At 68.7% G+C, this 16084-nt stretch carries 5 protein-coding genes; 2 read left to right on the top strand and 3 right to left on the bottom strand.

Going from position 1 to position 16084, the window contains the following annotated elements; translation table 11 throughout:
• Position 1 precedes the first annotated feature (1 nt).
• A complete protein-coding gene (locus tag JOD54_RS31055) occupies positions 2-4837 on the bottom strand; it encodes a type I polyketide synthase (RefSeq protein WP_204455487.1) in 4836 nt (1611 codons plus the stop codon).
• Positions 4838-5218: 381 nt separating this feature from the next.
• Between JOD54_RS31055 and JOD54_RS31050 the strand changes: the two genes are divergently transcribed.
• A complete protein-coding gene (locus JOD54_RS31050) occupies positions 5219-5791 on the top strand; it encodes a carboxymuconolactone decarboxylase family protein (protein ID WP_204455486.1) in 573 nt (190 codons plus the stop codon).
• Here the strand turns inward: JOD54_RS31050 and JOD54_RS31045 are convergent.
• Together JOD54_RS31045 and fxsT are read right to left on the bottom strand one after the other, a co-directional pair.
• Entirely contained in the window at positions 5761-6231 is a 471-nt protein-coding gene (locus JOD54_RS31045; RefSeq protein WP_239573565.1) for a MarR family winged helix-turn-helix transcriptional regulator, read from the bottom strand. The genes JOD54_RS31050 and JOD54_RS31045 overlap by 31 nt on opposite strands.
• Before the next feature lie 1319 nt (positions 6232-7550).
• Complete coding sequence (gene fxsT, locus JOD54_RS31040; protein ID WP_204455485.1) at positions 7551-10052, bottom strand: FxSxx-COOH system tetratricopeptide repeat protein; 2502 nt, start codon at positions 10050-10052, stop codon at positions 7551-7553.
• 1295 nt (positions 10053-11347) lie between these two features.
• Here fxsT and JOD54_RS31035 point away from each other — a divergent pair.
• Positions 11348-15382 (top strand): caspase, EACC1-associated type, encoded by a 4035-nt coding sequence (locus tag JOD54_RS31035; protein WP_239573564.1) that lies wholly within the window; start codon positions 11348-11350, stop codon positions 15380-15382.
• Positions 15383-16084 lie beyond the last annotated feature (702 nt).

Here is a 16084-nt window from a genome sequence, read left to right as displayed (position 1 = left end):
CTCAGATGGTCTCCAAGCGCTGGTGTAGCTCGGCGATCTCGCGGTCGAGCAGCTCCTCGGCGGTCAGGCCCTGGCCACCGGCGGCCGGCGCGGGCTCGGCGACGAGCTCCAGCGGCTCGGCGGCCGAGCGGACCGGCACCCCGATACGGTCGAGCAGCATCGGCGCCAGCTCGCGGGTGGTCGGGTAGTTCCAGACGACGGTGGCCGACAACCGGGTGCCGAACCGCTTCTCCAGCCGGTTGCGCAGCTCCAGCGACATGATCGAGTCGATCCCCAGCGCCTTGAGCGGGCCGTCCGGGTCGATCCGCGCCGCGGGCAGCTTGGCCACCTCGGCGACGCACTCGCGCACCATCAGCTCGGCGGCGGACGGCCGGTCGTCGAGGTCGAGCAGGCACAGCGCGTCGTGCGCGGACATCCCAGCCGGGTCGGCCGCTGCCCTGGTCTCGTTGCGTGCCAACGTGATCCCGGTCGCGCACACCAGCGGTGCGCCCTCGACGTCGGCGAGGGTCAGGTCCGCGCCGCGCACGGCGGCCGCCGCATCGCCCCGCACCAGCGCCTCTGGCCGTCCAGGTGCCACGTCGCGCCGGTGGACGAGCACGCGTTCGATGTGCTCGCAGCCGAACCCCTCCCCGGCCACCTCGCGCAGGGCCGAGGCGAACGCGGTCGCGATGTCGGCGCGTCCGGTGCCCGCGCTCGGGACGACCTCGACCGCCGCCGAGGCGACCTCGGTGGTGTCGGCGCCGTCCCGGGCGAACACCCGGACGGTGGCGTGCTCGCCGGTGCGCAGGACGACGGTCTGGAGCAGGCCGGGTCCGACCGGGCGCGCGGTCAGGTCGACGAGTTCCACCACCCCGGAGGGGAAGGTCTCGGCCACCGCGGCGAGCACGACCTCCATGACCCCGGCGCCGTCGAGGGCCTCGTTGTGCGCCCGCTGCCAGTACGAGGTCCCGGGGTCGATCGGGGAATCGAGCCGCTCACCGAGCACCGGGTGACCACCGGCGCCGACGCCGCGCGGCGCACCCGGTGCGCCGATGTGGTCGAGCCAGTACCGCTCCCGCTGCCACGGGTAGGCGGGCAACCGCGTGCCGAGCCTGCCGGGCGTGCGCACCGCCGACGGCACACCGAGCACGGTCAGGCCGCCGAGGGAGTCGAGCATGGTGGCCCGCTCCGGCTCGGCGCGCCGCAGCGACGGGAACACCTCGGCCACCGCGCCCGCGTCGGCGATGACCTGCTCGACCGCGGGCAGCAGGATCGGGTGCGGGCTGATCTCCACGAACGCGGTGGTCCCGGCGTCGAGCAGGGCGCGCACCTGGTCGCCGAAGAGCACCGGCTCGCGCAGGTTGTCCACCCAGTAGCCCGCGTCGAGGTCCGCGCCATCGGTGACCCGACCGGTCACCGTGGAGTACACCGGGACCTGCCCGCGGCGGGGGGAGACCGGCCGCGCCAGCTCGAGCAGGTCCTCGCGCAGCGGGTCCATCTGCGGGCTGTGCGAGGCCACGTCGACCTTGACCCAGCGGTGGAAGACCCCGTCGCTGGCCAGACCGGCGGCGATCTCGCGCAGCGCATCGGGATCCCCGGACAATACCGTCGCGTATGGACTGTTGTTCACCGCGACCGAGACTGCGTGCTCGTATCCACTGAGGACAGAGTTGGCCTGCGCCACGGTGAGCTCGCAGGCCAGCATCGCGCCGCGGCCGCTGACCCCGCGCAGCAGTGCGCTGCGCCCGCAGATGATCCGCACCGCGTCGGCCAGGCTGATCGCGCCTGCCACGTGCGCGGCCGCGACCTCGCCCATGCTGTGGCCGACCACGGCGTCCGGGGTGATCCCCCACGACCGCCACAGCTGCGCCAGCGCGACCTCGACGGCGAACAGGGTGGGCTGCACCACGTCGATCCGGTCCATCGCGGACCCGGGCCCGGTCAGCTCGTCGAGCACCGACCAGCCCGCGTACTCGGCGATCTCCGCGTCGACCCGGCGCAGCGCGGCGTGGAAGGCGGGCTCGTGGCGCAGCAGGTCACGGCCCATGCCCAGCCACTGGGAACCCTGACCGGGGAAGACGAAGGCGATCTTCGGCCTGGTCCCGCCCGCACCGACGCGGACACCGGCGGCGGCCCCATCCGCCCCGAACGCGGCCAGCGCGGTCGCGACCTCGGCCGTCGACCGGCCGACGACGGCCAACCGGTGCTCGCCGTCGCCGCGCCTGGCCGACGCGGCGGCGAAATCGGCCAGGGTGTCCGGGGCGGGTGTCGCCTGGGATGTCATCGTCGTGGCCACCCGGGACGCGCGTTCGCGCAGGGCGGGCAGGCTCCGGGCGGAGAGGGTGAACAGCACGTCCCGCTCGGCCGCGGGTGCGCCGAGACCGAGGGCGGCGAGCTCGCCCAACGGGTCGGCGGCACCGTCGCGGCTCATCGTGGCCACCGCGGTCGGCACGGTCTGCCGCAGGGCACTGCTCAAGATCGGGTTGGCGCTGATCTCGACGAACACGCCGTGCCCCGCCGAGAGCCACTCGACGGCCGGGCGCAACCGGATGGGGCTGCGCAGGTTCTCGGCGAAGTAGTCGCCGTCGACCGCGCGCCAGTCCACCGGTTCGCCGGTGACCGTGGAGATCATCGGGATCCGGCCGGGCCGCGGCCGGACGTCCGCGGCCCGCAACTGCGCGAGGGCGCGGTCCAACTGGGGGCTGTGCACCGCGACGTCGATGCGGACCATCGCGCACCGGACACCCTCGGCCTTGAGCACGTCGAGCACCGCACCGAGCGCGCTCGCCGACCCGGAGAGCGCACTCGACCGGGGTCCGTACTCGGCGGCGACCACGACATCCGGCCCGGTGAAGCGGGCCAGGTCGACCGCGGGCAGCTCGATGGCCGCCATGCCGCCGCCGGTGCCCGCCACCTGGGCCTGCGCGCTGCTGTAGAGGTGAACCAGGCGCGCGCCGTCGGCGAGGTCGAGTACGCCCGCGAGCACCGCCGCGGTGATCTCGGCGAAGCAGGCGCCGACCACGGCGTCGGGTCGGATCCCGCACGAGTCCAGCCAGCGCGCGATGCCGTACTGGATCGCGAAGGCCATCGGCTGGGCGATGTCGACCGCGTCACCGGCGCCGTCGTCGGCCGCGAACATCCGCTGCCGCACCGACCACCCCAGGTGTGGTGCGAGCGCGGCGTCGCACTCGACGATCGCGGCGCGGAACTCCGGTTCGGCGCGGAACAGGTCGCGCCCCATGCCCGCCCACTGCTGCCCGTGCGGGGAGCACACGAACGCCACCCTGGGCGCCTCGACCGGCGCGGCGACCGGTCGAGGCGCGGGTACCGGGTCGTACCAACCGCGCAGGACGACGTGGACGTTCGTGCCGCCCCAACCGAAGGAGCTCACCCCGGCGACCGCGGGCCGGTCCTGCGGCCACGGTTCCACCGCGACCGGGACCCGCAGGCCGAGGTCGTCGAAGGCGATGTGCGGGTTCGGCCGCTCGAAGTGCAGGTTCCCCGGGATCTCCCGGTGCCGCAGGCACAGCGCGGCCTTGATGAGCCCGGCCACCCCGGCCGCCCCCTCCAGGTGGCCGATGTTCGACTTCACCGACCCGATCACCAGCGGCCGCTCCCGACCCGCGCCGAGCACCGCGCCGAGCGCGGCCGCCTCGATGGGGTCGCCCAGTTGCGTGCCGGTGCCGTGGGTCTCCAGGTAGTGCACGTCGGCGGGCGCGACACCCGCGTTCGCGTACGCGTCGCGCAGGACCTCCTGCTGGGCGAGCGGATTCGGCGCGGTGAGGCCGTTGCTGAGCCCGTCGTTGTTCGCCGCCGAGCCCGCGATCACGCACCAGACCTCGTCGCCGTCGGCCAACGCGCGCGACAGCGGCTTGAGCACCACGACGCCGCAGCCCTCGCCGCGGCCGTAGCCGTCGGCGCGGGCGTCGAAGGACTTGCAGCGCCCGTCGGGCGACAGCCCGCCGAAGCGGGTCAGCGCGACCGTGGTGGCCGGGCTGAGCAGCAGGTTCACCCCGCCCGCGACGGCCATCGTCGACTCGCCCAGCCGCAGGCTCTGGCACGCGGTGTGGATCGCGAACAGCGAGGCCGAGCACGCGGTGTCCACCACGACGCTGGGCCCGCGCAGGCCCAGCGCGTAGGACACCCGGTTGGCGATCATGTTGACGGCCCGCCCGGTGGCCGAGTGCACGGCGGTGCGCTCGGGGTCGATCCCGGCCAGGTCGGCGTAGTCCCGCCAGATCGCGCCCGCGAACACCCCGGTCCGGCTCCCCGCCAGCCGCGCGTCGGCGACCCCGGCGTTCTCCAGCGCCTCCCAGGCGACCTCGAGGAACAGCCGCTGCTGCGGGTCCATCTCCTGGGCCTCGCGCGGCGAGATCTCGAAGAACAGCGGGTCGAACTCGTCCAGGGGCTGCGCCAGCAGCGCCGCCTGGTCGGTGGCCATGGTCGCCGAATCGGTCGGCCAGCGGTGCGCGGGCACCGGCCGCACCGCGTCCACGCCGTCGCGCAGCAGGTCCCAGAATCCCTCGGGGTCGTCGGCGCTGGGGAAGCGGCAGGCCATGCCGATCACCGCGATGGGCTCGTCGGCGGTCGCGGCGGTGCTGGTCACAGCGGTGCTGGTCACGGCCGCGCCGTCGCGGGCGAAGGCGGCGAGGGCGTCGACCGAGGGGTAGGCCCACAGTGCGGAGACCGGCACCGCCGCGCCCAGCTCGCGCGAGAGCGCCGCGGCCAGCTGCGTCGCGCGCAGCGAGTCCAGGCCCAGCTCGGCGAACCGCGCGGCGGGATCGACCTCGGCCGCCGGGCGGTCGAGCAGGTCAGCGACTGCTCCCCGCAGCCAGGCGTGTAACGGGACCGGCTCCACATTCACTCCCCAGTGATCGAAGGCGGGCACCGACCAGCGACGCGGCAGGAACGAGCGAAACCCGCCCAGGCGCGCGGCGATGTGCGTACCGTCCATGTCGGGGACGTGGACCGCGTCATGGTCAGCTCGAAGATGACTATCCGTAGATGAGAACTTCCCCCGGTTGCTCAACTCCGCGCGGAGGTACGGCCATTCGGGGTGTCCCACCACCCCAACGGCGCACCGTTGTCGCGCTCGATGACGAAGCTACCCACCCCGACCAAAACGGTCAAGCCACTTGACTGCATTAGGCCGTTCGGTGGAGCGCCAACTAGTCAAGCGACTTGACTAGTTGCCGGGGGCGCCGGCAGCCTTCGTGGTGACAACTAGGAGGAGGTCCGCATGTCGTTCGTCAGTCACACGGTCGAGACCGCGCCCGAGGGTTCCAAGCCCATGGTCGAGGGTGCGCGGAAGAAGTTCGGGTTCATCCCCTCGCCCGTCGCGCGGATCGCGGAGTCGCCGGAGCTGTTGGCGACGTTCATGGGCAACACGGCCGCGTTCGACCGGTCGTCGCTCGACGCGCTGCAGCGCGAGGTCGTCATCATGGCGATCGCGACCCGGGTGGAGTGCCACTACTGCGTGGCGCTGCACTCGGCGACGATGACCCGCCAGGCGGTCGACGGGGAGGTCATCGGGGCGCTGCGCGAGGGCAAGCCGCTCGCCGACGCCAAGCTCGAGGCGCTGCGGCAGTTCACCACCGCGGTCCTCGCGACCAACGGCGGGGTGTCCACAGAGGACCTGGAGGCGTTCTTCGCCGCGGGCTACGACCAGCGCAACGCCCTGGACGTGGTGCTCGGTGTCGGTACGTACACGCTGTCCACGTTCGCCAACCGGTTGACCGAGGCCCCGCTCGACGCCCCGTTCGAGGCGCACCGCTGGGAGCCTCACCACACCGGGCGCAACGCCACCGCCTGACCGGACGCGGTGACGATCCGCTGGAGATCGGCGCGCAGGCGGTCGACCTGATCGGCTCCGATCAGGTCGACCCAGCGCGCCTCGATCTCGTTCCAGCGCCGCACCACGCTCGCCACACAAGCCCACCCGCGCGGCGCCAACACCACCATCCTGCTGCGACGGTCGCTCGGGTGCGGCCTGCGCTCCACGTAGCCGCGCGCCTCGAGTTCATCCACCAACTGGACCGCCGCCTGCTTGGTCACCCCCAGGTGCACCCCCAGCTCAACCGCCGTCGCCCCCGCCGCACGGTGCGAGAGGTACTGGAACACGAACCCATGCGCAGGCCGAACATCACCAAACCCCTCCGCGGCAAGGAACTCGTGCACCTCGTCCATGACGGTGCGAAACGCCATGGCCAACAGGGCGGGAATCTCGGCGGCCAACACCTCTCCTCTGGTCAAGTGCCTTTACTTTATGTCCCACCCCGCCACCCCGCACCACCGAGCCCCACCGTCCCGAGTTCTGGTACGACCATTGACAACCCGCCCGCCGGGTAGACGATCAAGATCTCGTTCCGAAGTGGATGACCAGGCGCTCGCGCTACGGCAGTTCGCCAGCCGGTGGGCATCACTGCGGGTCACATTAAGTCGGCCGCGATCTGCATGCTCGCCCATTCGCGCCTGGTCCGACGCGGGCCGCTGCTGTGTCCGCCTGTGTTGCCATGGTGGTCGCAACTGTGGCCGGTCGGGCCGTGGGGAACGATTCTCGTGCTCTGTGCGGCTGAGTTCGGTTTGGTCGTAGCGCTGTCGCGGGGTCATCCACGCGTGCGCCGGTATGCTCGCGACCTTGTTCGCCATCGATACAGGCAAAGTGGAGATTCAACAGATCGTGAACTCGGCTGGTTCGGAAACAGAGAAGATCGCTATCACGGTGCGCAACAGCCGCCACGCCGGACGGAACCCGTAGAGTGCATGGGACTGTGACTGCGGGGAGACAGATTCCTTCTGTCGTTGGTCGGTAGTGGATGGGTTGACTTCGAACGCCTGGAAACGATGTCCTGGACCTGGGCGCTCTCACACGACATGCCACTTGACTGTGCAGACGCAGTTTCGGTGCGCTCATGGTTCGAGTCGCGCTGGACAAGCTCGGTAGGGACTTCTGCTGACCCAGTTGCTGTACTTCACCGCTGTGCACAACGTCAGAGGCCCATCCCGGGGAACCGGAATGGGCCTCTGACCTGGGTGGGCGATACTGGGATCGAACCAGTGACCCCTTCGGTGTGAACTATGTACAGCATATCGCGTTGACCTGCCGGAATGTGATTTCGGCAGGTCAACGCGTGCATGATTCAAGTCGTTGAATGCGGTTCAGTGCCGTCTGGAGTGCATTTCTGCTCCCCGTTTGCTCCCCGACGTGCTCCCCACGCACGGGCGCGGTGCAACTGTCCGATCGGGCGCTCTGGTGAGAAGCATGAGCGTGGTCGTCGCAGGCCCGCGCCTTTGCGCTTCGCCCGGTCTCCGTGGTCGCGTCATACCGTACCGACAGAGCGCGGCAGAGGGCACGCCCCGCGCCCACGCCGGGCCCGCCACAGCCAGGTCGAAGCCGAGTTGCCCGGGCATGGGCGCGGTGTTCAAGGTGACACAAAGTCGCATCCGGTGGATCCATCATCGCACAACATGAATCTGATTCACCAGCTATTGGTTATGGCAGGCTTCGGCAACCATCTGCATCCGTCCGTGGCTGGCGAGAGGCATCGAGCAGAGTCTGGAGCCCTGCGGGTCTACCAAAGGCGCATCTGTTCTCCCGATTCGAACTCCTCCAGGGTTTGCTCCTGCCAAAACTTGAGGTTTCGGCGAGAAGCGAGGGTGGCCGGGTCATCGGGACCCAGTATTTGGATGCAGTCGTCAAGTAGTTTGGCGTACGCCTTGGTGGCTGCGTCGGCGTCTCCAGATTCCGCTTGCCATCCGGCGAGGTTGCCTCGGGCGATGAGGGTGTTGGGATGGCTAGGGCCTAGTATCCGCAGGCAGTCGTCGAGTAGCTCTGCGAACGCTACCGCGGCTCCGGTAGCGTCTCCCGTCTCCCCTTGCCACGTGGCGAGCTCGCCTCGGGAGGTCAGAGTGGCATGGGTGATGGGATGGTCGGGTCCCAGTATTCTCAGGCAGTCGTCGAGCAACTTCGTGTAATTTTCGGCAGCCTGCCGCACGTTTCCTGACCGTCCCTGCCAGTAGGCGTGGGTGTCGCGAGTTATGAGGGTGGCGGGATGTTCAGGACCGAGCGCTCGCAGACAATCGTCAAGCAGCTTGGCCGAGGCGGTTACGGCTCCGGTTGCGTCTCCGACCTGTCCTCGTAGATGGACCAGGTTGTGGCGAGTGGCGAGCGTGCTGGGGTGGTTGGGCCCCAATACCCGTTGTTGGTCTTCGAGCAAATCGGCGATTTCGGCTGCACCTTCGGCGGCGTTTCCCGACTTATTTCGCCAGAAGGCGAGGCTGTTGCGGATGGTGAAGGTGGTGGGGTGATCGGGCCCCACCACCCGTAGGCAGTCCTCGAGCAATTCGGCGAACCCCTGGGCCGCCTGGACTGCGTCTCCTGCTAAACCCTGCCAGCCCGCGAGATTGCCTCGGGCAGTGAGGGTACGCGGATCATTGGAGCCGTACACACGTAGGCAATCTTCGACCAGCTCGGCAAAGGCGTTCTTCGCCGCAGCGGCATCGCCAGCTTCTCCTCGCCAGTAGGCCAGACTGTGTCGATTGGTGAGAGTTTCGGGATGATCCGGACCCAATGCTCGCACATACTGCGGGTGGAGCTTGGTCAACAACGCCGCAGCCCCAGCAGCGTCCCCCGTCTCCCCTAGACATCGGGCGAGGTTGTGACGGATGACGAGGGTATCAGGGTGATTGGATCCCAGCAGATGGTTGGCGGTATTGAGTAGATCGGCGAAGTGGTCCCGCGCGGCGGCGGGTTGTCCGGCTTCGCAGAGACTGTTTCCGGCTTTGAACAGCACTAAGTGTGCCTCGGGGTTCCAGAGAAGTTCGCCGGTGTTTGTGTGCAGAGCAAGAGTGTTGGCGCGTAGGGAAGCGGCCAAGGCGGTGTCTCGTTCAATGTCGGGCCAGGCGGCCGCCAATGCACTGGCGGTGAGGTAAGCAAGGCGCGTCAACTCCTTTTCAGAGATGTCGTCGCGAGTGGCGCGTTGAACCAGAGCGTGGACCCGCACCTCGAGATGCAGGGCGCCAGGGTTGAAGGTGATCAAATTGAGACGATGCAGACAGGTCAACCCATCGCGGGTCTGTTCGCCATCGATGTGGCGGCCGGTGGCCTGGGTGAGGTGGGTCAAAACCGAGTCGGTCATGAGCACTGACAGTGGAATGCCGTTGCCGTTCAGTAGCGCGCACAGTCGCAGCAGTGGCGCGGCCAAGCCGACTGGGGGCAATTGGTCGGCGGCCTCAACCGATAGCGACCAAGTGGCGGCAATCGTGTTCTGGTGTTCGTCGGGCAGAGCGTCGGGATCGGGCAGAACCTGGACCAATCGACGAGCCCGGTCGTGGAACCTGCACAGATACTCGATGCAGGTAAGGTCTCGATCAGCGAGATAGGCGGCGGCTTGGGACAGCGCCAGCGGCAGATGCCCGAGCGCTTCGGCGAGTTCGACGCCGCCCTCGGCCAGATCCGCCCGGTGGTTGAGCAATGTCCGCAGGTAGGCGATGGACTCTTCCGAGGTGAACAGCCCGACCTCCGCTACTGGGCCGACCCGGGTGAGTGCAGCGTCGCGGCGCCGGGTGGTGACCAGCACCTGCCCGCGTGTGGCGCGTGGCGGCCACAGACCGGCAAGGTCCGCTGGGGCTTGCACGTCATCGAAGACCACCAGCCACCGGTACTCGGTGTTGTTCAACCAGTCCAACGTCCGACGAGTCGCCTGCTCGGCGTCTTCGCCGTGTACGCCGGTCAGTTCTGCGGCCAGCCGTGCATACGTGGCCAGGATGGCGTCGCGGGAAGTGGCCGTGATCCACACCAACAGCTGTACGTGCTGTCCGTCCCAGAGGCGATGAGCGTAGTCCGCAGCCAGCTGGGTCTTGCCCACCCCGCCCAGCCCCGTCACTACCCCCACCAGGCCATCGCCAGTCACGGGTGCGGCCATCATGCGTTGCTGAAATCCCCTCACTCGGGTAGGCACCGGCCCGAACCGATACGGCAACCCCACCGGCTCCCGAGCAGCTGAAGCGCTGAGGTGGACATCGCCATGAATGGATCCGGCCTGAAGCACATGCCCACTGACCAGGCCGGACACCGTGTTCACCACGCTGCCGTTCCCGGCTTCGCCCTCCACCGTGCCCAATCATCCACCCCTCTACGCCAGTACGTGCTCTCTTAACCAATAGCACGCGTATGACCTCGTGACCGATGGTTGAGCAACCGGCAGGCTTGGAACCGGCACCTGCTCGGCCTGCAGCGGTAGTCTGGTCGGCCGAATCAGCGGGCAGTGGTACCCGCTCGACGACGCCGCGTCGATGAGGATCGTGGTGGCGATGCCGAGAGCAAGGATCTGATGCCGTCTTCTGCCTTGGATGCCAGGTGGTCCTGATGTGGTCGACGATGAAGCTGTAGTCGGAGGCTTGTGGCTGCGACGGCAACTACGACATGTAATCAGTTGGCTACTTGTGCCGTCGAGTGGCGAGTAGGCGACTTGTCCATAGAATACTCTCCTGCGGATTTCAAAACTCGAGCCGATGCCTCTGATCTGTGTGTTGGGATGCTCCGGCTGGGCCTCAATGTGTTCGGAAGGGGTTATGACTGGGCGTCGATGGTTACTGCGGCTGGTGGGTGCTGGCTGCGGCGGCCGAGACCGTGGTGATGACCAAGTGCTCATCGACCAATGGCTCCCGAGCCAGCCGCGCGATGCCGTTGACCCGCGCGGTTGGACGTCGTTGAGGGTCGTTAATTGCTGCTCGGAGAATCTTTATTTGTGAACTATATGCGGTATATTGTGTTGACCTGCCGCAACCTGATTTTGGCAGGTCAGCACGAGTGCATTCAGGGTGTCGAGTGCAGTTTGAGCCGTTCGACGGGCATTTCTGCTCCCCATTTGCTCCCCGCAGTTCTCCCCATCGCGGATCCTGCTGCAACGGGATCGTGCAGTGTGGACAACTACGGGGCCGCCACAGGATGAAAAAGCTCACTGTTCTGCTCCCTGCCGCGGATGGCGAAGTGGTTGATTCCAGGAGCAGTCCGCTGCCTACCCGACGGTTGGTAGTGGAGGCGATGATGCCGGTGGCCCGTCGATGGGACAGTCGTCCTCGGTGACGGGCAGAGATGGCCTGGAACGCGACTACTGCCGTGTCAATGCTCGTTGACCAGTGGAAGCGCGACTGTTTCCCTGGTCAGGCGATCTGGTTGTGGATTGTGGGGCGGGCTCAGGGGCCGGGTGCGACGGCCGGGCCTTGGTTGATCGTGGTTCGGCTGTTCGACGACTTACAGCCGCGTTCGTGCCCGGTGGCCGCTTGTCCGCCGGCATAGTGTCCGAGTGCTATTGATCGACTACAGGCGCCTGGCCGGATGAGCGGGGCGTGGTTTCCCGACCGTGGTATGTCCCGGGCGGTGCTGATCGGCGCGGGTGACTACACCTCACCCGAGCTGCCCGACATTCCCGCTGTGTCGAACAACCTCTCGGCGCTGCGCGACACCCTGACCGATCCGACCAGGGGCGTGTTCAGCGCAGCGCACTGCGCGGTCGAGGGACTGGCTAGACCGACGTCGCGGACTGCGGTCGGCGGCACGCTGCGCCGGGTGGCCGCCGAGGCGACGGATCTCCTGTTGGTCTACTACTCCGGTCACGGCGTCCTCGACGACGGCGGCAACTTGCACCTCGCGTTCGGTGATACCGAGCCGGACACCGTCGCCTACAGCGGCATCCCGGTGTCGCGCATCAAGCTGGAGCTCGGCCAAGCCCGAGCCCGGGCCAGGGTGCTCGTCCTGGATTGCTGTTTTTCGGGCCAGGCGATCGCGGCGATGGCGAGCCCCAGCAGCCTGGTCCCGGGTCAGCTGCGCCTCGAGGGTACCTACACCCTGGCCTCTAGTTCCGCCACCAAGCCGTCGTTCGCCCCGACGGGATCGCGGCACACGGCGTTCACCGCCGCACTGCTCGACGCGCTCGGCCAAGCCAAACCGCTCACGTTGGACGAGATCTACCAGCACGTCCACAAGGCGCTGACTGATAGCGGGCTGCCCACCCCGCAGCGGCGCGCGACGAACAGCGCCGAGCGGCTCGCGTTGGTCCGCCCCGGCGCGACGGCTGCGGGACAGGCGAGGACACCCGCACTGCCCCCGTCACCGGCCAGCCGCCGCGAGGGCCTCTTGGCCCAGGTGCTCGAAGACGCGAACAGATCGGGTGCTGGCACCCCTGTTCGACGTGCCCGGGGCGCACCGGCCGCCGTGTCCGCTCAACCGGGGGCCGACGGTGCCCGCGCGCAGGTCATCGAGTTCTGGCGCGCGGTGGAGATGTTCAGCCCCCAGAAGGTGGGCAAGGCGAACCGCGACGAGCGTCGCACCGCGGTCGTCGCGGGGAAGCCGTTGCCGTGGGAGATGGGGCACGAGTTGGCCCGGCGGAGACTGGAACCCGGCCAGGCTTGGCGGCACGTGGTGTACCTGGGTGTGCACCGGCTGGAGCCGGTGTTCGAGGTCGTGCGCTCGGTCTTCGAGCCGGACGAGGACAGCTACGACGAGCGCCCGTCGGGAGACAGCGCGCTGGCCGTGTTCGCCGTCGGGGGTGACGGGCGCCCGCTAGTGGACTCGCAGGTGTTGGGCGCGTGTGGGTGGGCCACGAGCAGGCTGCTCAACCCGGGGCCGGACGCGCCCGGCTGGCTCAGCGGGTTCGACGACGCCGCCGACAAGTTCGACGAGCTGTTCGAGGACCTGATGGCGCCCGGAGTCGCGGACGGCGACGAGGTCGTCCGCGGTCCGCGTGAGCACGAGTCGGGTCTGGTCATCGACGAGGACCTGCTCGCCCGCTGTTTGCTGGTGGTCGAGGACTTGGTGCGACTGGGCACGTCGGTGCCGCACGGCGAGATCCGGATCGAGAGCCAGATCGTGCCCGAGCGCAAGGCGCTGAGCACCGACGGGCTCGACTTCATCAACAGTGCACTCGCCGAGGACCTGGTCACCGTGGCCGAGCAGGTGCGCGCGGGTCAGGCGGGTGCGGCCCTGCGGGACTACCTGCGGCCCGACTCGGACCTCGCCCCGGGTGATCGGGTGGATGTGCGCGAACAACTCGACGTGGTGCTGGACGCCGTGGCACCGGCGAGGATTCCCCTGGGCCGGTGGCCCGCGGACCCGGAGCACTCGCTGGCGCTGGGACAGCAGTTGGCCGTCAACCGCGCGCTTATGCTGGCGGACGGCCCGGGTGGGGTCTTCGGCGTCAACGGACCACCCGGCACGGGCAAAACGACCATGCTCCGCGACATCGTCGCCGCGCTGGTGGTGCGGCGCGCGTGCGGCCTCGCCGAGCTCCGCCGCCCGGGCGACGCCTTCACCGGTGAGACGGAGACATGGCAGACCAGCAGGTACGTCCGCGTGCTGCACCGCTTGAAGCCGCAGATCACCGGGTTCGAGGTCGCTGTGGCGTCGGCGAACAACACGGCGGTGGAGAACGTCACGAACGAGATGCCTGCCCGGAACGCGATCGACGACCACTGGCGCGCCGCCGCAGCCTCGGTCGACTACTTCCCAGGGATCGCCTCCTCGCTGCTCGGCGGCAGCCAGGACACCGGGGACGCGGGCTGGGCGTTGCTGTCCGCGCGCCTGGGCAAGAAGGCAAACCGCACGGCCTTCGCCGACGCGTTCTGGTGGGCCGAATACAACGTGCCCGCGGACCAGCTCAGTTCGCGAGCGGGCCTGCTTGCCCTGCTCAAGGCGGGCGATCCCGGTGAGTGGCCCGCGGCGGTCGCCGAGTTCCGCCAAGCGCTGAAGCAGGCCGAGGCGGGCCAGGCCGAGCGGGAACTGGCCTACCAGGCTCTCCGCGTGGAGCCCGCGGCCGAACAACGGGTCCGCGAGTGCGTGGGTGACTTGACCGAAGCGAATCGGCAGTTGACCGGCATCCTGAGTCACAAGTCCAGGGTGGATGGCGAAGCTCGGGACTGGAACGCCGAACGGGCCAGACGGTGGGGCATCCACCGCGGCCACCAGGACTTCCGTCCCGGGTTCCTGCAGTGGCTGATGACGTGGGGCAGGGCCCAGCGCGAATGGCGCGAGCGCGATCGGTACCTGAGCGCGGAGGTGCTCACGGCCGAACAAGCCGTTGCCGCCACGCACCAAGAGCTGCGGCGGCTGTCGGACGCGCAGGCCCAAGCGCAGCGCGTCGTGGAGTCCGCACGGGACGCGCTGCGCCAGGCCGAACACGAACTGGACTTGATCGCGTCCACCCTGGCGCAGGCGCGCACCGATCTCGGCGACCACTTCCCCGGGCAGGACTGGTTCGGCGACCGGCGCCGCCGCGAACTCACCGCGCCGTGGACCGATCCGGCGTGGAACACCACCCGCACCGAACTCTTCCTGGCCGCACTGCGGCTGCACAAGGCGTTTCTGCGCGGTTCGGCGAACAAGATGCGCCAGACCCTGCACGGCGCGATGGACGTCGTCTCCGGCGAAGTGCCGAAGACGGCGGGCCCGTCCGCCGTGCTGGCGGCGTGGCAGGCGCTGTTCCTGGTGGTGCCGGTGGTCTCAACGACGTTCGCCTCACTCGGCCGGATGTTCGGCCAGGTGGGGGCCGAGGCGCTGGGTTGGCTGCTGGTCGACGAGGCGGGCCAAGCGACCCCGCAGGGCGCGGTGGGCGCGCTGTGGCGCACGCGCAACGCGGTCGTCGTGGGCGATCCACTGCAGCTCGAACCGATCACCACCGTGCCCTTCAGCGCCGAGCAGGCGATACGGCGCGAGTTCGCCGTCGACGAGCAGTGGCTCACCAGCCGGACCTCGGTGCAGCGACTGGCCGACCGGATCACCCCGCTGGGCACCGAACTGTCCGAGCAGGACGGCAACATCTGGGTGGGCGCGCCGCTGGCGGTGCACCGCCGGTGCCAGGAGCCGATGTTCGGGATCGCCAACGACATCGCCTACGACGGCATGATGGTGCACGCCACCGCCCGTTCGGGCGCGAAGCGTTTCGCCACCGCGTACCCGACGCTACCGCCGTCGAAGTGGATCGACGTCGTGGGGCGGGACACCCAGGGCCACTGGGTACCCGCCGAGGGCAAGGAGCTCGAGCACATCCTCGATGTGCTGGCCGGGCTGGAGTTCCCGATGTCGGAGGTCCTCGTGATCGCGCCGTTCGCGGATGTAGCCAAGCGGGTGGAGGCGGCCGCCTGCGGGTACGGGGGTCTAGTGGCCGGGACCATCCACCGCTCGCAGGGCAGACAGGCCGACATCGTGATCCTTGTTCTCGGCACCGCGCCCCAGCAGACGGGCGCCCGTGCGTGGGCGTCGAAGAAGCCGAACTTGCTCAACGTGGCCGCGAGCCGGGCCAAGCACCGGCTGTACGTCATCGGCAACCGGGACCTGTGGTCCCGCAACCGCAACTTCGACCTCCTGGCGCGGCGGCTTCCCCGAGGGGAGCCGAAAGGCGCTGCTTGACCCCGCGTGGGATGGCTGGCTTGTGGCTGCGGCTTGTGGAGATGCTGGCCGCAGTAGTCGAGACCGTGGGGACGACTAAGTACTCACCGACCTACGGGTCCCGAGCCAGTCGTACGATGCCGTTGACCTGCGGTTGAACACCGTTGCAGTTCGTTGAGCGCTACTCAGAGAGCCCTTATGTGTGAACTATGTACAGCATATCGCGTTGACCTGCCGGAATGCGTTCTGGCAGGTCAACGCGTGTACGGTCCGAGTCGTTGAGTGCAGTTCTTCGCCGTTTGGAGCGCATTTCTGCTCCCCATTTGCTCCCCGGTATGCTCCCCACGCAGGGGTGCGGCACGACAGTCCGATGAGGCGCTTTGGTGAAAAGAATGCGCTTTGCTCGTCGCAGGCGCGCTTTGGCGCTCCGTGGCCGCGTCGAGCCGTACTGGGTGGGCGCGGCCGAAGAGCTCGCCACGGGCCCATGCAAGTAGGCACAATTCTCCAGTTCTGCTCCGGCTCCGGTGTGCGTTCGACTCCCGGGCGGGAGCACCAAAGGATGGGAACAGGGCCGACCAGCGGTTTTGCGCCGGCAGCCTAGTGGTCGAGAGCCGGTTCGAGCTGATTCCGCTTGTTGAAGCGGGTTCGCGGAATCCCTGATCCGACTCGGCGAACTGTGCCTCAGTCGCCTGAAGCCGTAGACCTTACCGCTCGTCGCTGCCA

Origin of the sequence: Actinokineospora baliensis, assembly GCF_016907695.1 — a bacterium.
Lineage (GTDB): Bacteria > Actinomycetota > Actinomycetes > Mycobacteriales > Pseudonocardiaceae > Actinokineospora > Actinokineospora baliensis.
This window is presented reverse-complemented; position numbering and strand designations above follow the sequence as displayed.